The 18,297-nt window shown below is 67.7% G+C and carries 21 protein-coding genes; 9 read left to right on the top strand and 12 right to left on the bottom strand.

The annotated features are described in order from the left end of the window. Nucleotides 1–52 precede the first annotated feature (52 nt). The gene (locus tag BLV57_RS22415) at nucleotides 53–799 is read right to left on the bottom strand and encodes an ESX secretion-associated protein EspG (protein ID WP_091291711.1); all 747 of its coding nucleotides are present in this window, start codon (nucleotides 797–799) and stop codon (nucleotides 53–55) included. Nucleotides 800–935: 136 nt separating this feature from the next. Between BLV57_RS22415 and BLV57_RS22420 the strand changes: the two genes are divergently transcribed. Next, nucleotides 936–1,808 carry a hypothetical protein gene (locus BLV57_RS22420; protein WP_091291712.1) on the top strand — a complete coding sequence of 291 codons (873 nt, stop codon included), beginning with the start codon at nucleotides 936–938 and terminating at the stop codon, nucleotides 1,806–1,808. Nucleotides 1,809–1,854: 46 nt separating this feature from the next. Here the strand turns inward: BLV57_RS22420 and BLV57_RS22425 are convergent, their stop codons facing one another. The 4 genes from BLV57_RS22425 to BLV57_RS22440 are packed head-to-tail and all read right to left on the bottom strand — an operon-like array spanning nucleotide 1,855 to nucleotide 5,263. Then, on the bottom strand, nucleotides 1,855–2,652 hold the full coding sequence (locus BLV57_RS22425; RefSeq protein WP_091292004.1) for an LLM class flavin-dependent oxidoreductase: 798 nt from the start codon (nucleotides 2,650–2,652) through the stop codon (nucleotides 1,855–1,857). Between the two features lie 28 nt (nucleotides 2,653–2,680). Continuing rightward, on the bottom strand, nucleotides 2,681–4,069 hold the full coding sequence (locus BLV57_RS22430) for an LCP family protein (RefSeq protein ID WP_091291713.1): 1,389 nt from the start codon (nucleotides 4,067–4,069) through the stop codon (nucleotides 2,681–2,683). A gap of 55 nt (nucleotides 4,070–4,124) precedes the next feature. Continuing rightward, the gene (locus tag BLV57_RS22435; protein WP_091291714.1) at nucleotides 4,125–4,847 is read right to left on the bottom strand and encodes an SDR family NAD(P)-dependent oxidoreductase; all 723 of its coding nucleotides are present in this window, start codon (nucleotides 4,845–4,847) and stop codon (nucleotides 4,125–4,127) included. Continuing rightward, nucleotides 4,844–5,263: a VOC family protein gene (locus tag BLV57_RS22440; protein WP_091291715.1), complete on the bottom strand. Its 420-nt coding sequence runs from the start codon at nucleotides 5,261–5,263 to the stop codon at nucleotides 4,844–4,846. The genes BLV57_RS22435 and BLV57_RS22440 overlap by 4 nt, the downstream gene beginning before the upstream one ends. Before the next feature lie 44 nt (nucleotides 5,264–5,307). Between BLV57_RS22440 and BLV57_RS22445 the strand changes: the two genes are divergently transcribed. The 4 genes from BLV57_RS22445 to BLV57_RS22460 all read left to right on the top strand — a co-directional run bounded on the left by BLV57_RS22445 (nucleotide 5,308) and on the right by BLV57_RS22460 (nucleotide 8,666). Beyond that, nucleotides 5,308–6,000 carry a GntR family transcriptional regulator gene (locus tag BLV57_RS22445; RefSeq protein WP_091291716.1) on the top strand — a complete coding sequence of 231 codons (693 nt, stop codon included), beginning with the start codon at nucleotides 5,308–5,310 and terminating at the stop codon, nucleotides 5,998–6,000. A 62-nt stretch (nucleotides 6,001–6,062) separates the two neighbouring features. Further along, nucleotides 6,063–6,383 (top strand): hypothetical protein, encoded by a 321-nt coding sequence (locus BLV57_RS22450; protein WP_091291717.1) that lies wholly within the window; start codon nucleotides 6,063–6,065, stop codon nucleotides 6,381–6,383. Further along, a complete protein-coding gene (locus BLV57_RS22455) occupies nucleotides 6,383–8,011 on the top strand; it encodes an alpha/beta hydrolase (RefSeq protein ID WP_091291718.1) in 1,629 nt (542 codons plus the stop codon). Before BLV57_RS22450 ends, BLV57_RS22455 begins: the two co-directional genes overlap by 1 nt. Nucleotides 8,012–8,096: 85 nt before the next feature. Beyond that, the gene (locus tag BLV57_RS22460; protein ID WP_091291719.1) at nucleotides 8,097–8,666 is read left to right on the top strand and encodes a hypothetical protein; all 570 of its coding nucleotides are present in this window, start codon (nucleotides 8,097–8,099) and stop codon (nucleotides 8,664–8,666) included. Between the two features lie 97 nt (nucleotides 8,667–8,763). Here BLV57_RS22460 and BLV57_RS22465 read toward each other — a convergent pair whose 3' ends face one another. Then, nucleotides 8,764–9,123, bottom strand: coding sequence for a MerR family transcriptional regulator (locus BLV57_RS22465; protein WP_091291720.1), 360 nt, complete (start codon nucleotides 9,121–9,123; stop codon nucleotides 8,764–8,766). Between the two features lie 60 nt (nucleotides 9,124–9,183). Here BLV57_RS22465 and BLV57_RS22470 point away from each other — a divergent pair, with 60 nt between their 5' ends. Beyond that, complete coding sequence (locus BLV57_RS22470; protein WP_091291721.1) at nucleotides 9,184–10,059, top strand: polysaccharide deacetylase family protein; 876 nt, start codon at nucleotides 9,184–9,186, stop codon at nucleotides 10,057–10,059. Here the strand turns inward: BLV57_RS22470 and BLV57_RS44415 are convergent. Both BLV57_RS44415 and BLV57_RS22475 read right to left on the bottom strand, forming a co-directional pair. Then, on the bottom strand, nucleotides 10,028–10,138 hold the full coding sequence (locus BLV57_RS44415; protein ID WP_425426018.1) for an MFS transporter small subunit: 111 nt from the start codon (nucleotides 10,136–10,138) through the stop codon (nucleotides 10,028–10,030). The genes BLV57_RS22470 and BLV57_RS44415 overlap by 32 nt on opposite strands. Further along, on the bottom strand, nucleotides 10,135–11,484 hold the full coding sequence (locus tag BLV57_RS22475; RefSeq protein WP_091291722.1) for an L-lactate MFS transporter: 1,350 nt from the start codon (nucleotides 11,482–11,484) through the stop codon (nucleotides 10,135–10,137). Before BLV57_RS22475 ends, BLV57_RS44415 begins: the two co-directional genes overlap by 4 nt. Before the next feature lie 101 nt (nucleotides 11,485–11,585). Here BLV57_RS22475 and fdhD point away from each other — a divergent pair, with 101 nt between their 5' ends. Continuing rightward, nucleotides 11,586–12,413 (top strand): formate dehydrogenase accessory sulfurtransferase FdhD, encoded by an 828-nt coding sequence (gene fdhD / locus BLV57_RS22480; RefSeq protein WP_091291723.1) that lies wholly within the window; start codon nucleotides 11,586–11,588, stop codon nucleotides 12,411–12,413. A 153-nt stretch (nucleotides 12,414–12,566) separates the two neighbouring features. On the opposite strand, the gene BLV57_RS22485 is transcribed toward fdhD, so the two are convergent. After that, nucleotides 12,567–14,006 carry a carotenoid oxygenase family protein gene (locus tag BLV57_RS22485; RefSeq protein WP_091291724.1) on the bottom strand — a complete coding sequence of 480 codons (1,440 nt, stop codon included), beginning with the start codon at nucleotides 14,004–14,006 and terminating at the stop codon, nucleotides 12,567–12,569. A gap of 71 nt (nucleotides 14,007–14,077) precedes the next feature. Between BLV57_RS22485 and BLV57_RS22490 the strand changes: the two genes are divergently transcribed. Both BLV57_RS22490 and BLV57_RS22495 read left to right on the top strand, forming a co-directional pair. After that, the gene (locus BLV57_RS22490; RefSeq protein WP_245757454.1) at nucleotides 14,078–14,776 is read left to right on the top strand and encodes a TetR/AcrR family transcriptional regulator; all 699 of its coding nucleotides are present in this window, start codon (nucleotides 14,078–14,080) and stop codon (nucleotides 14,774–14,776) included. Nucleotides 14,777–14,851: 75 nt separating this feature from the next. Then, nucleotides 14,852–15,787 (top strand): alpha/beta hydrolase, encoded by a 936-nt coding sequence (locus BLV57_RS22495; protein ID WP_218134855.1) that lies wholly within the window; start codon nucleotides 14,852–14,854, stop codon nucleotides 15,785–15,787. Between the two features lie 8 nt (nucleotides 15,788–15,795). Here BLV57_RS22495 and BLV57_RS22500 read toward each other — a convergent pair whose 3' ends face one another. The 3 genes from BLV57_RS22500 to BLV57_RS22510 form a co-directional block, all read right to left on the bottom strand. Continuing rightward, nucleotides 15,796–16,128, bottom strand: coding sequence for a hypothetical protein (locus BLV57_RS22500; RefSeq protein WP_143047121.1), 333 nt, complete (start codon nucleotides 16,126–16,128; stop codon nucleotides 15,796–15,798). A 14-nt stretch (nucleotides 16,129–16,142) separates the two neighbouring features. Further along, nucleotides 16,143–17,438 (bottom strand): ATP-dependent Clp protease ATP-binding subunit ClpX, encoded by a 1,296-nt coding sequence (gene clpX, locus BLV57_RS22505; protein WP_091291727.1) that lies wholly within the window; start codon nucleotides 17,436–17,438, stop codon nucleotides 16,143–16,145. 212 nt (nucleotides 17,439–17,650) lie between these two features. Then, on the bottom strand, nucleotides 17,651–18,277 hold the full coding sequence (locus tag BLV57_RS22510; protein ID WP_091291728.1) for an ATP-dependent Clp protease proteolytic subunit: 627 nt from the start codon (nucleotides 18,275–18,277) through the stop codon (nucleotides 17,651–17,653). Nucleotides 18,278–18,297: the final 20 nt, after the last annotated feature.

The raw sequence follows: 18,297 nt of genomic DNA on the forward strand, positions 1-18,297 counted from the left end.
ATGACACTAAGCGCAACCCGCCGATCACAGTACCGGCCGCCGCCACCTACTGTCAGCGATTGCGCAGATCGCGTGCGTAAGCGATCTGGTCGTGCAGCCATCTTCGCAGGTGGGAGCCGTCGGAGGGAATGAACGTGCGACGCTTGCCACCGTCGGGCAGTGCGGTGGAAAACTGAAGGAAACGGCCGCCGTCCGTGTCGAAGAACTGGGCCGTTTCGAGCCAGGTCAGCCTGCCGTCGCGGCCGCGTACGGAGAGCTCGAAGGTGCCGAAACGCAGGAGCGGCCAGGCGAAGAAGTCGGTCAGTGCGACGTCGCGGCTCCGGACGGGGGCGACCACCGGGGCCGTCGCCGGGGTGTCGAGCACGGACAGTTCGCGGAGTGGGACGGCGGCCAGCGCGGGGAGGCAGGAGACGATCGCGCCGACGAGGCGGTCGGATTTGAGCAGGTCGAAGAGGATCGTGTCGCCGTCCAGGGCGGACAGCACGCCGAGGCCGTCGGCCATCACCGCGCGGTACAGCACGTCCTCGGGCTCGTGCTGGGTCTGGCGGGCGCGGACCACGATCAAGGTCTCGGGACGGGTCCACGCGGTGAGCGCGTTCTCGACGTCGGCGTCGAGGCGGTCGCCGGCAGCGAGGCCGCGTTCGCGCAGGTCGGTCCAGAGGCGGGCGCGGTAGTCGGCTCGCTCGGTGAAGGTGGTGCCGACATGGGGCAGGTCGAAGGGCTGCCAGGAACGGGGCAGTTTGAGTTCCTCGGCCAAAGCCTCGATCGCCCCGAGCTCGAGCGAGAAAGAATCCGGCACGCCACCCTCCCTGTCCGTAACCGGGCGCTCACACTACACGGCCGCCGGTCATTCACAGGGGAAGCGGCCGGTTGGCGGCTTTCCGGCAAAGCGGACAAGGGTGACCGTGGAGGTTTCCTCGACGAAAGGGAAACCCATGGCTCGAAGATCGATCGCGGCCGCCTGTGTCGCGGTGCTCCTGGCGTGCCTGCCCGGCGCGGCGGGCGCCACCGTCGAAAAGTGGCCGTCTCCGCTGGATTTCGCGTCCCAGCTGGACCTGGAGTGTTTCAAGACCGACGCCTACCAGCCGCCGGCGACCGTGGTCACGCTGCGGCACCTCAACCCGGTGCTCGCGGGGCAGCCCGCCGAGACCGTGAAGGTCGGCGCCCGCGACCAGCTGTGCGTGCCGGTCGCGAAGAACGGCAAGATCCCGCCGCCCGTGGTGGCCGACCTCATCCAGTTCGTCGACCTGTCCTGCTACCAGGTGCGCTCGATCGGGGTCGAGTCGAAGCTCAAGCTCACCCACTTGAACCCGGTCGTGACGGCCATGGGCGTGCCGTCCACCGAAGTGATGGTCGGCGGCACGGACCAGCTGTGCCTGCCGGTGGTCAAGAACGGGAAATTCCCGCCGGAGTGGGTGCTGCAGTTCGTCCAGTATCTCGACCTGAAGTGTTCGGTCCTCTTCCCCGCGGCGCCGCTGGGCATCCAGCTGACGTTGAGCCAGCTCAACCCGGTGCTGGCGAATCTGCCGAAGCAGCAGGTGAAGGTCAACGAAGCGCGACGCTTGTGCGTGCCGGTGCAGAAGAACGACCAGAAGATCCCCAGCGACATCCTGGACGTGATCCAGTGGGTCGACCTGGAGAAGTTCGACATCACGCCCGGCCCGACGCCGGGCCCGATCGCGCTGGCCCTCGACCTCACGCACCTCAACCCGCTGATGTCAGCGTGGCCGCGTGAACGCGCCGTGCTGAGCGGGCCCGTGCAGCTGGGCCTGCCGGTCGCCAAGAACGGCAAGATCCCGCCTGGCTGAGCGAGCGCGGTGTGGTGGCCACCGCGGTCACCACACCGCACCCGGCTCAGGTGCCGCGCAGTTCCGCGACCACGGGCGCGAAATCGGCCATGTCGGCCATGTTGAGCGTCCAATAGGAGAGCCCGAGGGTCTCGCGGCGATGCCGGAGTACGTCGGCGGCGTCCAGCGGCACCGCGGAAATGGACTCCTTGAGCCCGTCGAAGCCCATCCGGAAGATCTGCTTGAGCCACGGCTTCGGCTCGTCGCCGACCAGCAGCAGGTTCCCGGCGAGTTCGACGTCGCGGCCGCCCGCGCGCGAGCGGAAGGTGTCCACAATGGGCTGTGCCTTCGCTTCCGTGATGTCCGGAAGCCAGGCGAAGGACACGATGTCGGCCTCACGGGCGGCCAAGTCCAGCATCTTCGGCCCACCGGCCGTGAGCAGGATCGGCGCACGGTCCTCGCGCTTTTTGAGGTAGGCCAGCGTTTCTTCGAGTTCGCGGAGACGTTCGCCGCCGCTGCCGAACTCACGGCCGAGCCCGGCGGCGACCTGATCGGCGCCGGGACGGCCGGTGCCGAGGCCCAGCTGGAACCGGCCGCCGGTGAAGGTGTGCAGCGAATGCGCCTGCCAGTCCAGCTGCCGCCGGTCACGGAAGGCGGCCACGGCGACGAAAGTGCCCAGCCGCAACGTGGTCGTCACGGCGGCGGCCGCGGAAAGCAGGGTGAACGGGTCCAGCCCGTTGAGCGGATCGGGAGCGAGCAGCGTGTCATAGCCGAGAGATTCGGCTTGGCGGGCGAGCTCCGTGAAAGTGGTGAGATCGGGGACCGAGGAAGCGACGACGCCGAAACGGAACGGCTTGGTTGTCATGTTTCCGATCATGCCCAGCTTCGCGGACTCAGTCCACGCAGTTGTCGCCGTCCGGGCTGATCGGCGGCGGCCCGCCCGCCGCACCACCGCCGTCGGAAACCCCGGGTCCGTTGTAGACCTGGCCGAGCAGGACTTCGACGTGCCCGGCGGGAACATCCCCCGAGACCTGCGTGGTAAGGCCTCCGAGCTGCTTGGCGATGTCCGCCCCCGCCGCCGCGAGATCGGCAGGAAAGCGCACCAGGGAGGTGCGCCGCGCGGGCACATTGTCGGTTCTGCCCTGCGCGAAACCCTTGCCGGTCAGCACCGACGACACGCGCGCGGCGAGCCCGTCCTTCGGCGAGGCGTTCAGGACGTCGACGGCCACCTGCGGCGTGGCGGGCGCCGCGCCGATCAGTCCGGCCGCGAACGCCTTGATCTGCACCGGATCGACCTGGACCGCGGTCGCCGTCGGCTTGCTCGGGTTGTAGCGGTAGTCGACGTTCACCACCGGCACGGTGTCGAACTGGATGCCGCCGCCGGAGATCCCGTTCATCTGGCGCACGAAGTCCAGCAGATCCCAGGATTCGTCCAGCACCACCGACTTCTTCACGGCCTCGATGAGATCCGAGAGCCGCCCGGGGTTGGCCAAAGTGCCTTGTGACAACACACTGCGCGCCAGCGCGGCCAGGAATACCTGCTGGCGCCGCACCCGGTCGAGGTCGGTCCGGGGCAGGCCGTCGCGCTGCCGGACGAACGCGAGCGCCTCGCTGCCCGAGATCGTCTGCGGCCCGGCCGGGAAGTCCGCGCCCGAGTTCTCGTCCTTCGTCGCCTTCTTGAGGCAGACGTCGACGCCGCCGACGGCCTTGCTGATCTCGTAGAAGCTCAGCAGGTTGACCTCGGCGTAGTGGTCGATCTTGACCCCGGTCAGGTCCTCGACCACCTGCCGCGTCGCGCGCCTGCCCGCGGTCAGCGAGTCCTTGTAGATCTTGGCCTTGTCGGTGACGCCCGCTTTCCTGAGCCGCCCGGCCTCGGCCAGCTTGGTCAGCCCGAACGCGGAGTTGATCTTGCCTTTGCCCAGGTCGCCGGGGAGTTGCACATATGAGTCGCGCGGAATCGAGAACGCGCGGACGTCCTTCTTGCCGTTCGGGATCCGCAGCACCATCAACGTGTCGGTGAGGTCGTCGCCGTTCGCGCCGGCGCGCAGTTCCCGCAGCACCTCGGCGGGCAGCGGATTGCCAAATTGGTCGTCGCGCGCGTCGCGGCCGACCAGCAGGATGTCGAGCGAGCCGTCCGCGGGCTGTTCGCCGGGCTTGGCGCCGTCGATGACGTCCACTCGCTCGACGCCGTCCAGCGAACTCAGTGCCGTGTAGCCGTAGGCCGTGGCACCGAACACGGCACAGGCCACGCACGCGACGACGGCTTTCCCCAGTATGCGCACGCCCCCTAGACGCCGCGGTGCGCGCTTCTGCTGCACGCGTGTCCTGGATCACAAGTCAATGCAGGTAGGACGCGCCGTTCAGATCGAGGACCGCGCCCGACGCCCAGTCCGACGAGGCCAGGTAGACCACGGCGGCCGCGACCTCCTCGGCCGTGCCGACCCGGCCGAACGGGCTCTGCGCGCGCAACGCGTCGTCGACGCGGTCGGCGACCCGCGAGGTCATGGTGAATCCAGGCGCCACGGTCGCCACCGCGATGCCGTGCGGCGCGAGGGAAACGGCGAGCGACTGGCCCAGCGAGTGCAGCGCCGCCTTGCTCGCGCCATAAGCCGGATGGTCGGGCTCGCCGCGAAACGCCCCGCGTGAGCCGATGTTGACGACGTGTCCCGGCGCGCCACGCGCGATCAGATTCCGCGCGACGCTGTACGTGAGGTTGGCGGTGCCGAACACGTTCACGCCGAAGGTTTCCTGGAACGACCGCTGCCAGTCCGCGTAGGACACGTCGGGCACGGCGTGCGCGTTCTCCGGCCCGGTGGCGATGGCCGCGTTGTTCACGAGCACGTCGACCCCGCCGAGCGCCTCCTCCGCGAAGTCGGCGATCCGCCGCGCGGCGACGGGATCCGACAGATCGCCTTGGACGAGCGCGTGGCCGTCGCCCTCGATGAGCTCCGGCTTGTTCGAGCCGTAGTGCATGACGACGCGATCACCGAGCGCCGCGAACGCCTCCGCCACCGCGCGCCCGATGCCACTCGAAGCACCCGTGACCAGCACGCCCCTCATTTGGCGAACAACTGCGACTCGTCGCGGAAAGCCTTGAACTCCAAGGCGTTCCCGGCGGGGTCATGCAGGAACATCGTCCACTGCTCCCCCGGTTCGCCCGCGAAGCGCTGGTACGGCTCGATGACGAACGGGATGTCCGCGCCGCGCAGCCGGTCCGCGAGGACGTGGAAGGCGTCAACACTGAGGATCAGCCCGAAATGCGGCACCGGCACGTCATGGCCGTCGACCGGGTTCCGGCCCGCCTCGGGGGGCGCGCCGGGCACGACGTGAGTGACCAGCTGGTGGCCGTGGAAGTCCCAGTCGACCCACTGGGTGGACGAGCGGCCCTCCTCGAGCCCGAGCACGTCGCCGTAGAAGGCGCGCGAGGCGGCCAGATCGTCGACGGGGATGGCGAGATGGAAACCAGGTCGTGTCATGAGACCAGGTTGACCGAGCGATGTTCGAATGTCAACATTAGGACATGAGCTCTCCTCAGGTCCGCAAAGCCGTCCGCAGAGGCCTCGCGCACGAGGCGGCGGACAAGGTGCGCGACGCGATCTTCGCGGGTGAGTTCCCGCCGGGCTCCCCGCTCAAGGAAGTCGACCTGGCGGCCTCACTCGACGTCAGCCGTGGCTCCGTGCGCGAAGGGCTGGCGATCCTCGCGCAGGAGGGCCTCATCCGCTCGGAATGGCATCGCGGCACCACGGTCATCGAGCTGACCCCCGCCGACATCGACGAGGTCTACTCGGTCCGCGCCGCGCTCGACAGCCTCGCCGCCCGCACCGCCCAAACCCGCGCCGATCCCGCAGCGCTGGCCGAACTGGACCGCTGCGTCGACGCGATGGCCGCCGAACTCGCCTCCGGCAACGGCCCGCGCCTGCTGGCGCTGGACATCGCCTTCCACGACGCGATCTACGCGGCCGCGGGCAACGGCAGGCTCACGGCCGCGTGGGAGGCGATCCGCTCGCAGGTCCACCTGTTCCAGCTCAGCCGCATCACGCTCGGCACCGAGCACTACCGCGCGCGGGTCGTCGGCGAGCACCGCGAACTCGCCGCGCTCATCCGCGACGGCGACCCCGAAGTGCTGAGCCAGGTCGCGGAGGAGCACGTGCACTCGGCGCGGCGCACCCTGCTGGAGAAGCTGACGGTCCAGGTACCCCTCACGAGTGGCTGAGGGAACGACTCTCTCCCGTCTCACGTCTTTCTGTGGTCGGATGGTCACAGAGGGAGGTCCCGATGAGTGGAGGGTATGGGGTCGTCATCGACACCATCGAGCGAGCATCGGCCGCGGCGGCCCGCGCGGCCGACGCGGTCCGCCCGGTGGACCTGGCAGGAACGCTCACCGGGATCCCGCTGGGCTTACCGGGCGGCCGATCCGTCGACGCGGCAAGACAGCTGCACGACGTGTGGGCACGCGAGCTGCCGACTTGGCTGACGAACATGGCCGACTACGCCCGCCAGCTGCGCACCGCCGCCGCGCATTACCGGGTCAACGAAGCCGACGCACAGGCCGATCTGCACGAGGTGCTCGTGCGCGGCGGAGCGAGGCCGGTCTGATGGTCTCCTGGGGTGACGTACGGCAGTGGAACGCCGGCGCGATCGGCGGCGTCGCGGACTCGCTCAACCAGCGCTGCACCACACTGATCGCGTCCAACGACGACGTCGAGCGCGCGATCGTCCGCGAAGGCTGGCTCGGCGCCGCGGCGGTCGCCGCCGGCCAACGCGGCCGGGTTTTGATCTCGGGCTTGGAACAGCGCGTCGCCGAAGCATCGGCGGTCCGCCGCGCGGCACACGAGGTCCAGCTCGCCGTCGAGCGCATCTCGTCCTTCGTCCGCGAGACCGACGAACTCGCCCGCTCGAACGGCTGGTTCATCGGCACCGACGGAGCACTCGTCCTGCTCCCGACGGCCGGTCACCCGCCCCCACCGGAAGTCGTGGCCCGCCAGAACCAGGTCAAGATCGAGCTTCTCGACCGCATCGAGCAACTCCTGCGCCGCGCCACCGACGTCGACGCCGATTTCGCGGCGATACTGACGAAGGCGATGCGCGGCGAGATCACCGAGCAGGACGCGACGAGCCTCGCCCAGGCGGCCGACGCCGGTGACCGGCAAAGCGGTTTGTCGATCATCGGACCGCCTGAAGGTGGAACGCCTGGCGACAACAAGGCTTGGTGGGCAAGCCTTTCGGACACAGCGAAGGGCGTGATCCTGCGGGACAATCCGGACCTGGTGCGGAACCTGGACGGGATCCCGATCGTGGACCGAGATGCCGCGAACCGCGCCGTGCTGCACCGGGAGATCGGCAAACTCGAAGCGGAGGCCTCGGCGCTGGCGCGAGGCAATCCGAACAGTTCGCGCGTGAACAACCCCGTTGACTGGCCTGGCAAGGAAAAGCTCGACGCCGTACTGGGGAAGCTGGATGGTCTCCGGGCGATCGACGCCCGGCTGAATCATCCAGCGGGTGGCCAATCGCAGGCGTTCCTGATCGGGCTCGATGTGACCGGCGACGGGAAAGCGATCGTGTCAGCCGGAAACCCGGACACGGCAAGGAATGTCGCGACCTATGTACCGGGGACCGGAGCCGGGCTCGCGGGGATGGCAGACGAAATGACCCGAGCCGACCGCATGGTCGACGCGGCACACACCGCGGACTCTCCTTCAACGGCGGTCATAGCCTGGGTCGGCTACGACGCTCCCAATGAAGTCGTGCCGAATGCGATAAGCGCCAGCTACGCCGACGCGGCGAAGAAGGATCTCGATTCATTTCAAGACGGGCTGCGAGCGACCCATCAAGGTGAGCCGTCCCACAACACGGCGATCGGCCACAGTTACGGCACGACCGTCGTTGGCCACGCCGCTCGCGACGAGCACCTCGCGGTCGATGACATCGTCTTCGTCGCCAGCCCTGGGGTCGGTGTCGACCAAGCGGCCAAACTCGGCCTGCCACCGGGGCATGTGCATGCCACCGTCGATGCGCACGACCCGATCCAGCTGACACCGGTTCACGGGATCGAACCCCAGAACGCGGGGTTCGACGCCAACGTCTTCACCTCGGGCCCCACCGATCCAGCCCAAGCCATCGCCGGGCAGTGGTACGCGGACAGGGCACACAGCATGTACTGGGATCCGGGCAACAAGGCACTCGACAACATGGGCCGCATCATCGCCGGGCAACCGACCTACTAGGGAGAAGGCGGCTATGCGGACATATTCACTGGCAACGGTGATCGTGCTGGCGGCCTTGAGCGTGACTGCTTGCAGAGGAGACGATATGAAGCCGACGATCACCGCCGAGGAAGCGAACCGTCTTGTCGAGGACTACGCGATGAAGGTTCGCGAAGCGCTGCCACCGGAGGCCGAGTACAAGCTCTACGCCTCGGAAAACCGGGGCAGTTGCACCGACCCGTCCGACAATGGGGCGCAAGGGCGGGTGCTGGCTTCGCGCAGCTACGAGGTCAACGGGCTGCCCTCGGACAAGATCCCGTCTTATTTCGACGCTCTCCGCACCTGGTGGCTGAACCACGGCTTCCACGTGCTCGACAACACTCCGCAGAACGAGTTCCTGTGGGTCGAGAACAACGCTGATGGCTTCAGGATGACTTTCAAGGCGAGTCCCGGCAAAAAGAACTTGTTCCTCATCTCCACCTCGCCCTGCGTCTGGCCAGGAGGCAAGCCGCTTCCCACGGCTCAGGGCACCGGTAACGCGCCAGGCGGCCAAGCCCAACCGGTACCGCCACCCACTACGGCCACACCTAGTCCGGTTCGAGCCCGGCGCCCGCGCCCTAAGCCCGTCGACGAGGAAGTCGAAGATTTCGACCAGATCGACTGGACCGACTCTTAAGCGGTTCGACTGTGCGCGGTTTCCCCCTCAGTCAACCCGCTTGTCGTGTGTGCTGGGGGTCGTGAGTGTTCCGGCCGGTTAGAACCGGCCGGAACACTCACGAGTCCTTGGCGGCGTCGATGACCTCGTCGAGCACGTCCCGCGCGTTGGCGAGCTCGACCATCATCCGGTCGATGCGCTCACGTTCGCCGATCAGCTCGGTGACCAGTTTCGGGGTGGCGATCGGCGAAGGACCACCGTCCGCGTCCCGCATGCATGGCAGCAACTGCGCGATCTTCTTGCTGTGCAAGCCGGCGGCGAACAGTTCCTGGATGCGGATCACGCGGTCGACCGCTCGCTCGGGGTAGTCGCGCTGGCCGCCGGGCGTGCGGTCCGCCGTCAGGAGTCGCTGCTGCTCGTAGTAACGCAGCGACCGTTCGCTGACCCCGGTGCGCCGGGCGAGTTCACCGATCCGCATGGCCCCTCGCGTGCTGTGTGAGTTGAACCTGACACCGATGTTAGCTCTTACCGTCTCGGCATGGATCTCTTCGACTACAGCCCGATCACCGAGCGTCCGCCGATCAGCTGGCCTGGCGGTGCGCGCGTCGCCGTCTACATCGGCCTCAATGTGGAGCACTTCCTCATCGACCGGGCGTCCACCAGCATCTGGCCCGGCACGGCTGATCTGGTCCCGGACGCGCTCAACCACGGCTGGCGCGACTACGGCGCCAGGGTCGGCATCTGGCGCACCATGCGGAGTCTCGACCGCCACTGCATCCGCGCCAGCGTCCTGCTGAACTCCGCGGTCGCCGAGCACTACCCCCAGATCATCGCGGCGGGCCTCGAGCGGGATTGGGCTTGGCTCGCGCACGGGCGGACCAACTCCATCCTGCAGGCCGGCATGACCCTCGACGAAGAACGCGCGTTCCTCACCGACGTCGTCGAGACCATCACCGCCGCCACCGGCCGCCGCCCGCAAGGCTGGATGGGGCCAGGCCTGACCGAGACGTTCAACACCCCGTCCCTGCTCGCCGAGCTGGGCCTGGGTTACGTGCTGGACTGGACCAACGACGACCAGCCGTACGCGTTGAAGGTGCCCGGCATGCTCAGCGTGCCGTACTCGGTCGAGCTCAACGACCTGCTGGTGTTCGGCAAGGGCTTCACCGGCCCGGAATTCCTCCAGCTGGTCAAGGACCAGTACGAGCAACTGAGCGCGGACTCCGAACACAGCGGCCGCGTCATGGCACTCGCACTGCACCCGTTCGTGATCGGCCAGCCGTTCCGGCACAAGTACCTCGACCAGGCGCTGGAATACCTCGCCTCGCGGCCCGACGTCTGGCTGACCACCAGCGACGAGATCGCCGGCCACTATCGGGAGTCCTCTACCCGAACAGCTGGACGACCTTGCGGATGAGTTCGTAGACGCCGTAGGCGAAGGGCAGCGCGACCCACAGCCAGACGAACACCATCAAACCCGTGCGGTTCTTCGTCATCGGACTTCACTCCCCACTCGCTCTGGCTCGTGGAACTTGGCGTTGACCGGGCGGACCAGTTCGTTGGCGAGGAAGCCGATGACCAGGAGCGCGATCATGATGAAGAACGAGGTCGTGTAGAGGTCGGGGCCGACCTTGCCCGCGCGCTTCTGGCTGTCGGCGATGGCGTTGACGATGAGCGGGCCGAGCACGCCCGCCACCGACCAGGCGGTGAGGAGCCTGCCGTGGATGGCGCCCACCTGGTAGGTGCCGAACAGGTCCTTCAGGTAGGCCGGGATGGTCGCGAAACCGCCGCCGTAGAAGGACAGGATCACCATCGCGCAGAGGATGAACACCGGCTTGGACGTGTTGGTCGTCAGCGCGATCGTGAGATACAGGAGCGCGCCGACGCCGAGGTACACGCGGTAGATGTTCTTGCGGCCGATGAGGTCCGATGTGGACGACCAGACGAACCTGCCGAGCATGTTGCACAGCGAGAGCAGTGCGACGAAGCCCGCCGCGGAGGCCGCGAGCACCGGGGTCGAGGTCTGCTTGAAGAAGTCGGTGATCATCGGCGACGCCTTTTCGAGGATGCCGATGCCCGCGGTGACGTTGAAGCAGAGGATGACCCACAGGAGCCAGAACTGCGGGGTCTTGATGGCGTTGGCCGCCGAGACGTTGCCCTTCGAGATCAGGACGTGGCCGTGGTCGGTCTTGGGGACCCAGCCGTCGGGTTTCCAGTCGTCGGCGGGGACGCGGACGAGCAGGATGCCGAGCGTCATGAACACCGCGTAGACCAGGCCGTGCACGAGGAACGCGGTGGCGATCGTGCCGGTGCTCCATGGCGCGGTGCCGAGCATCTGGTTGGACCAGGGTGAGGCGATGAGCGCGCCGCCGCCGAAGCCCATGATCGCGATGCCGGTCGCCATGCCCGGCCGGTCGGGGAACCACTTGATCAGCGTCGAGACGGGCGAGATGTAGCCGATGCCGAGTCCGATGCCGCCGAGTCCGCCGTAGCCGAGCACGACCAGCCAGTACTGGGAGGTCGCGACGCCGAGTGCGGAGACCAGGAAGCCGCTGCAGAAGCACACCATCGAGACGAACATCGCCCAGCGTGGGCCGTTGCGCTCGACGAAGGTGCCGCCGAAGGCCGCCGAGAGGCCGAGCATGACGATGCCCAGTTGGAAGGGCAGTGCGCTCTGGGTGCCGGATAGTGAGAGCGTCTTCTCCAGCGGTGGTTTGAACACGCTCCAGGCATAGGCCTGCCCGATGGACAGGTGGACCGACAGCGCCGCGGGCGGGACGAGCCAGCGGCTCCAGCCGGGTGGTGCGACGATGCGGGAACGATCCAGGAAGCCGAGGGCCATACGACGCCTCCAGTGGTGAGGATGATCGAGCAGGAATGTAATACGCATTCCCGGCTGTTGCACCAGTCAGGTGTAGAAGGTTCGCGCGAAAGGGCAGGCTAGTGGGCAGGGTGACGGTACGTCGACCAGTGCGGATGCTGTCCGCGAACGGGGAACGGCGGCGTCCGGATTCGCTGGCCGCGGAGGAGCCGATGGAGCTGCGGGTCGGCGGGAAGCCGCTCGCGGTGACCATGCGGACGCCGGGGAACGACATCGAACTGGCGCACGGCTTCCTGCTGACCGAGGGCGTCATCGGTTCGCTCGAGGACGTGGCGACGGCGCGGTACTGCGATGGCGTCGACGATCAGGGGCGCAACACCTACAACGTGCTCGACGTCGCGCTCGCCGACGGGGTCGCGCCGCCGGATGCCGGGGTGGAGCGGAACTTCTACACGACTTCCTCGTGTGGCGTGTGCGGGAAGGCCGCGCTGGACGCGGTCAAGCTGAAGACGCGGTTCGCCCCGGAATCGTCGGGGTTCGCGGTGACGACCGAGGTGCTGGCCGGGCTGCCGGATGCCTTGCGTGCCCAGCAAAAGGTGTTCGCGCAGACCGGCGGGCTGCACGCGGCGGCGTTGTTCGCCGCGGACGGTTCGCTGCTCGTGGTGCGTGAAGACGTGGGGCGGCACAACGCCGTCGACAAGGTGCTCGGGTGGGCGTTGCTGGAAAACCGGGTGCCGCTGAAGGAAACCGGGCTGCTGGTGTCGAGCCGGGCGTCGTTCGAACTGGTGCAAAAGGCCGCCATGGCAGGAATCCCTCTATTGGCCGCGGTGTCGGCACCATCCTCGCTGGCCGTGGAATTGGCCGAGGACAACGGAATGACGCTGATCGGCTTCCTGCGCGGCGACAGCATGAACCTCTACACCGGCGACGCCCGCGTCCTGACGACCTAGCCCGGCCAGCGCCCCAGCCCGACCAGCCCAAACTGTCTGTGCCCCGCGTTACCGTTGATTCGGGGGGTCCCCAAGGGGCCCCAGGGGGACGAAGGTCCCCTGGATCAACGTTACCGCGGGGCACCGACAGTTTTCGGAGCGTGAAGGACGGGGTTACTCCGTGGGTGCCCAGTTGCCGTGGAAGCCCTCCGGGACTCGGTCGGGCAGGTGGATGGCGCCGACGAGGTCGAGGGAGGCGGCGTCGAGCAGGGTCAGGTCGCTGCGCTGGGAGGCGGGGTCGTAGACGAAGCCCATCAGGACGCCGTCGTCCTCGCCGGCGTCCGGGCTGGACGGGACGAAGACGAACTCGCCCGGTTCGCGGCCCTTGCCGAAGGTGCGGACCTCGGAGGTGACGCGCTCGAGGTCGTGCTTGAACAGCGCCGGGCCGCGCGACGGGCACTGGCCGACCGAGTAGCCGAAGCGGTGGCGGGAGCCGACGAGGCGCTCGTCGACGCGGGGGAACTCCTGGCCGCGGTCGTCGAGGCGTTCTTCGATGACCTTGCCCGCGGTGAGGTCCACGGTCCAGCGGTCGAGGGTGGGCGGGCCCTCGTTGGGGCCGGTGTGGTCGCGGTCGAACATCTTCGGGTGGCGGATGACGTCGAGGACGATCTTGTCGCCGTCGTCGTAGGCGTTCATCGGGTGGAAGACGTAGCAGGGCTCGACGTCGAACCAACGGACGTCCGAGGCGGAGCCCTCACGCGGCATGACGCCGATGCGGGCCGGGTAGGACGGGTTCCAGCTGTAGGGGAACCGGCCGTTCGAGCCGAGTGAGTCGCCGAGCATGGCGGTGATCGGGTCCGGCACGCGGACCTTGCCGATTACCGCCGAGACCACCAGCTTCGCCGGGGTGCGCAGGAACTTCGGCACGGTCGCCTCGACGCCCTGGCCGGCGTCGAACACCACCGGCAGGTCGTAAAACACGACGTGGTTCTCGGTCAGCGAGAAGTCGTGCATCATCGGCGAGCCGGTGACCTCGATGTCGACCGTGCGGCGGGCGCGGCCGTCGGTGTCGATCACCGAGTACTGGACGCTGTTGCCGCGCCCGAAGAAGTACGAGACGGCGTGCAGCTCGCCGGTGCGGGGGTCGCGCTTCGGGTGGGCGGTGTACCCGCCGGGCAGCGTGCCGTCGAAGTCGCACGGGCCGACCGTGTCGAGCTCGTCGGTCAGCTCGTAGTTGGCGACGCCACCCTCGACCAGCGCGAGCGTCTTGCCCGCGTGGGAGATGACGTTGGTGTTCGCGCCGAGCGAGTCCATGCCGGCGCGGTGCTCGCGGCCGTGCGGGGTCTCGCCCAGCGCCTCGGCGATCTTCGGGTTGCGGACCCAGCGGTTGCGGTACCACTGCGCCTTGCCGTCGCGCAGGCGCACGCCGTGGACCATGCCGTCGCCCATGAACCAGTTGTAGGTCGCCGGGTCGACCTCGGACAGCGGGTTCGGCCCGTTCCGCAGATAGCGGCCGTCGAGGTACTCCGGGATCGAGCCGGTCACGGCCAGCTCGGTGATCGTGTGCTCCTTCGCGACGGGCGCGTAGTTGCCCTCAAGGTACTTGTTCCCCATGACATGCTCCCCTACCTGGCATAACTTGGTTATGGTCATAGGTATAACAGAGTTATGCGATACTGGCAAACGTGACAGCCGAAGACATCCGAAGCCGACTTGTCGACGCCGCCGTGCATTTGCTGGCCGAGGGCGGACCCGAGGCGCTGCAGGCGCGCAAGGTCGCCGCCGAGGTCGGCGCCTCGACCATGGCCGTCTACACCCATTTCGGCGGGATGGGCGAGCTCGTCGAGGCGGTGGCGCGCGAGGGGTTCCGGCGCCTGCGCGACAACCTCGGGCGGATTCCACCCGGCGACGACCCGGTCGCCGACATCTTCGTCAAAGCCTATGCGTACCGACACACCGCTGTAGAACATCCGCAGCTGTACGCGGTCACCTTCGGGCTGTCCGCGCCGGGTGGCAAGCGAGCCGCGATCAAGGGTGTCGCCGACTTGACAGACGCCAATTCCGAAGAAGGCCGCGAAGCCCTCTCTCACATCGTGGATGCCTCCGCGCGCGCCATCGAGGCCGGAAGATTCCGCCAGGCGGAACCACTGGAAGTGGCTTCACAGCTCTGGAGCGGCGTGCACGGCTACGTGACCCTCGAGATCGCCGGCCACTTCGGCGAGGACAACGCGGGCGTAAATCAAGTACTCCTACCCCTTGGTGTGACTCTCGCAGTAGGACTGGGTGACACTCCGGAGTCGGCCGCGCGATCGCAGAGGGTGGCGGTGGACACTTGGCGCAAGGCGAACGGAAACGCCGGGCACCCATCTGACGATGTGAGGTGAAAGGTCGGTGACTGAGGCAACGCGGGGGCGGGTGTCATACGTCTGACCTGGTGAGGATCTTGGAGAGGGGACCAGGTGGACACGGGGGACGACAAGGGCGGCAAGCGTGCTTCGGCGCGCCGCTGGATCAGCCGCCGGTCGGTGCTGATCGCGGGTGCTTCGGGACTCGCGGTAACCGGCATCGCGGCCGGTTCGGCGACCGGGCGGCTGCCGTTCAGCCCGGCGCTGCAGCGTGCGGCGGGGGTGACCGCGCCGACGCCGACGACCCAGACGGGCGTCGTGCGCGTCGAGCGGGTGTTCTCGGCCGCGCGCAACCGCGAGGTCGAGCTGCTGACCATGCTGCCGTCCAAGTCACCGGCTCCCGGACTGCCGATGTCGCTGATGCTGCACGGCCTGCGCGGCAACGCGCGCCACGCCTCCCCCACCGGCCTGCTCAAGCAGCTCAGCGGTGAGGTCTCCCGCCGCGCGGTGCCCGCGTTCGGGTTCGTCGCGGTCGACGGCGGCGACAACTACTGGCACGAGGCCCACCCCGGCGACAACCCGATGGCGATGCTGCTGGAGGAGGTGCCCCGCTGGCTGGCCGAACGCGGCCTCGGCGGCACCGACGGCAAGCCGTTCGCCTGCGCGGGCCTGTCGATGGGCGGCTTCGGGGCGATGCTCTACGCCAGGCGCCGCGCCGAGCGCCATGACCCGCCCGCCGCCGTGGCGGCGCTGGCGCCCGCGCTGATGACGTCCTGGTCCGAGATGAACAAGCGCAAGGCGTTCCGCGACGCCGCCGACTGGGCGTCCATGGACCCGCTGAAGAACATCGGCGCGCTGAAGGGCATCCCGACGGCCATCTACTGCGGCACTGAGGACGATTTCATCGGCGGCGTGCGCAAGTACATCGCCGAAGCCCGCCCCACCGTGGCGCACACGGCACGGGGCAGGCACGGAGACGGGTTCAACCGGACGGTGGTGCCCAGCCTGGTCGGGTTCCTCGGGAAACACGTCCCCAAGGCCAACGCCTAAGACACGGCCTAGCTGGAGGCGATTTCAAGCCACCTGGCGGCGACCGACATCAGCCAGAAGCCGACCAGGGTGCCCGCGAGGAACCACGAGGTCCAGACGAGCAGGCCGCGGTCGTCCTCGGCCTTCGCCCGCATGCGGCTGAGCGCATACCAGGCGAAGGCGAGGAACGGCAGCGGCATCAAGGGCAGCGCCGAGAACCGGACGACGACCGCGACCAGGCAGGTCACGGCCAGCACGATCAGCACGATCGTCAGCACCCGGTGCAGCTTGGGATAACGGTGGTACGTCGCCGTGACGACGCGCTGCGAGAGCTCCGTGATGCCCGGAACCTCTTCTGACACGTTCTGCTGGACCACTATGCCGACTTCTCGCCACGCTCACTGCGGGTCCGGCGGGACGGCTGCCGCGACACGATGGTCGGGTTGACGTTCTCCCGGACGGTCTGCTCGGTGATGACCACCTTGGCCACGTCATCCCGGCTGGGGATGTCGTACATGACCGGCTGCAGCACCTCTTCGAGGATCGCGCGCAGGCCACGGGCGCCGGTGCCGCGGAGCACGGCCTGGTCGGCGATGGCCTCGAGCGCGGTCTTGGTGAACTCCAGCTCGACGTTGTCCATCTCGAAGAGCTTCTTGTACTGCTTGACCAGCGCGTTGCGCGGCTCGGTCAAGATCGACACAAGAGAGTTCTTGTCGAGGTGGGTCACGCTGGCCACGACCGGGAGACGACCGATGAACTCGGGGATGAGCCCGAACTTGATCAGGTCCTCCGGCATGGTGTCCGAGAAGACGTCGCTCTCGTCGATCTCGGCCTTGGTGCGGATCTCCGCGCCGAAGCCGAGGCCGCGCTTGCCGACGCGCTCGTTGATGATCTTCTCGAGGCCCGCGAACGCACCCGCCACGATGAACAGCACGTTCGTCGTGTCGATCTGGATGAACTCCTGGTGCGGGTGCTTGCGGCCGCCCTGCGGCGGCACCGAGGCGGTGGTGCCTTCGAGGATCTTCAGCAGCGCCTGCTGCACGCCCTCACCGGACACATCGCGGGTGATCGACGGGTTCTCGCTCTTGCGGGCGATCTTGTCGACCTCGTCGATGTAGATGATGCCGGTCTCGGCGCGCTTGACGTCGTAGTCGGCCGCCTGGATCAGCTTGAGGAGGATGTTCTCGACATCCTCACCGACGTACCCGGCCTCGGTGAGCGCCGTGGCGTCCGCGATCGCGAAGGGGACATTGAGCAATTTCGCGAGGGTCTGCGCCAGGTACGTCTTGCCGCATCCGGTCGGGCCGAGCATCAGGATGTTCGACTTGGCCAGCTCGACGGGCTCCTCCTTGGAGTCCTTCGGGCCCGCCTTGTCGTCGGCCTGAATGCGCTTGTAGTGGTTGTAGACCGCTACCGCGAGGGTCCGCTTGGCGTCATCCTGGCCGATGATGTACTGCTCGAGGAACTCGTGGATGTCGGCGGGTTTGGGCAGCTCGTCGAGCTTGACCTCACCGGCCTCGGCCAGTTCTTCCTCGATGATCTCGTTGCAGAGATCGATGCACTCATCGCAGATGTACACGCCGGGCCCGGCGATGAGCTTCTTCACCTGCTTCTGGCTCTTCCCGCAGAAAGAACACTTCAGTAGGTCTCCGCCGTCACCGATCCGTGCCATGGCCGTTGACCTTGTCCCCTCCGGTGCCCAGCACCTGATCTCTGCTCGCCCCGGTCATGGATTTCCTGACAGGGTACTCACGCGCTGCCACTGACGGTACCCGTCCGGCGCGCCTGACGGGAGCACCAACAAGGTTCCTACCGTGCCCGAAAGACCCTAGACCGTGACGCCGGTGCGTGTCTTCTCCCGACACGCACCGGCTCGGTGGTCGTTTAGTTCGCAGAAGCTTTGCGATACGGAAGCACCTCGTCGATGATCCCGTATTCCTTGGCCTCCGCGGCCGTGAGGATCTTGTCGCGCTCGACGTCCGCACGGACCTGCTCCGGGTCCCGGTTGGTGTGCTTCGCCAGCGTGGTCTCCATCAGGCGGCGCACGCGCTGGATCTCGTTGGCCTGGATCTCCAGGTCCGAAACCTGCCCGTAGGTGCCCTCGGTGGCCGGCTGGTGGATGAGCACCCGCGCGTTCGGCAGCGCGAGGCGCTTGCCAGGCGTTCCGGCCGCCAGAAGCACGGCGGCGGCCGAAGCGGCCTGGCCGAGCGCGACGGTCTGGATGTCGGGGCGGACGAACTGCATGGTGTCGTAGATCGCCATCAGCGAGGTGAACGAGCCACCCGGCGAGTTGATGTAGATGGTGATGTCGCGGTCCGGGTCCTCGTGCTCGAGGTGCAGGAGCTGGGCCATCACGTCGTTGGCCGACGCGTCGTCCACCTGCACGCCGAGGAAGATGACGCGCTCCTCGTAGAGCTTGTTGTACGGGTTGGATTCCTTGATCCCGTAGCTGGTGCGCTCGACGTACGAGGGCAGGATGTACCGGGACTGCGGAAGCTCGAACTTGCTCATGTTCTCTCCTGTAAGCCTTC

The organism is Amycolatopsis xylanica (assembly GCF_900107045.1).
Taxonomy (GTDB): domain Bacteria; phylum Actinomycetota; class Actinomycetes; order Mycobacteriales; family Pseudonocardiaceae; genus Amycolatopsis; species Amycolatopsis xylanica.

Bases quoted from the DNA above. Each gene is read 5' to 3' on its own strand.
- BLV57_RS44415 (WP_425426018.1), bottom strand. From the start codon at position 10,138: ATGACGAAGAACCGCACGGGTTTGATGGTGTTCGTCTGGCTGTGGGTC.
- BLV57_RS22460 (WP_091291719.1), top strand. From the start codon at position 8,097: ATGAAGCCGACGATCACCGCCGAGGAAGCGAACCGTCTTGTCGAGGAC.
- BLV57_RS22435 (WP_091291714.1), bottom strand. From the start codon at position 4,847: ATGAGGGGCGTGCTGGTCACGGGTGCTTCGAGTGGCATCGGGCGCGCG.
- clpX (WP_091291727.1), bottom strand. From the start codon at position 17,438: ATGGCACGGATCGGTGACGGCGGAGACCTACTGAAGTGTTCTTTCTGC.
- BLV57_RS22425 (WP_091292004.1), bottom strand. From the start codon at position 2,652: ATGACAACCAAGCCGTTCCGTTTCGGCGTCGTCGCTTCCTCGGTCCCC.
- BLV57_RS22420 (WP_091291712.1), top strand. From the start codon at position 936: ATGGCTCGAAGATCGATCGCGGCCGCCTGTGTCGCGGTGCTCCTGGCG.
- BLV57_RS22465 (WP_091291720.1), bottom strand. From the start codon at position 9,123: ATGCGGATCGGTGAACTCGCCCGGCGCACCGGGGTCAGCGAACGGTCG.
- BLV57_RS22510 (WP_091291728.1), bottom strand. From the start codon at position 18,277: ATGAGCAAGTTCGAGCTTCCGCAGTCCCGGTACATCCTGCCCTCGTAC.
- BLV57_RS22475 (WP_091291722.1), bottom strand. From the start codon at position 11,484: ATGGCCCTCGGCTTCCTGGATCGTTCCCGCATCGTCGCACCACCCGGC.
- BLV57_RS22470 (WP_091291721.1), top strand. From the start codon at position 9,184: ATGGATCTCTTCGACTACAGCCCGATCACCGAGCGTCCGCCGATCAGC.
- BLV57_RS22455 (WP_091291718.1), top strand. From the start codon at position 6,383: ATGGTCTCCTGGGGTGACGTACGGCAGTGGAACGCCGGCGCGATCGGC.
- BLV57_RS22440 (WP_091291715.1), bottom strand. From the start codon at position 5,263: ATGACACGACCTGGTTTCCATCTCGCCATCCCCGTCGACGATCTGGCC.
- BLV57_RS22485 (WP_091291724.1), bottom strand. From the start codon at position 14,006: ATGGGGAACAAGTACCTTGAGGGCAACTACGCGCCCGTCGCGAAGGAG.
- BLV57_RS22450 (WP_091291717.1), top strand. From the start codon at position 6,063: ATGAGTGGAGGGTATGGGGTCGTCATCGACACCATCGAGCGAGCATCG.
- BLV57_RS22445 (WP_091291716.1), top strand. From the start codon at position 5,308: ATGAGCTCTCCTCAGGTCCGCAAAGCCGTCCGCAGAGGCCTCGCGCAC.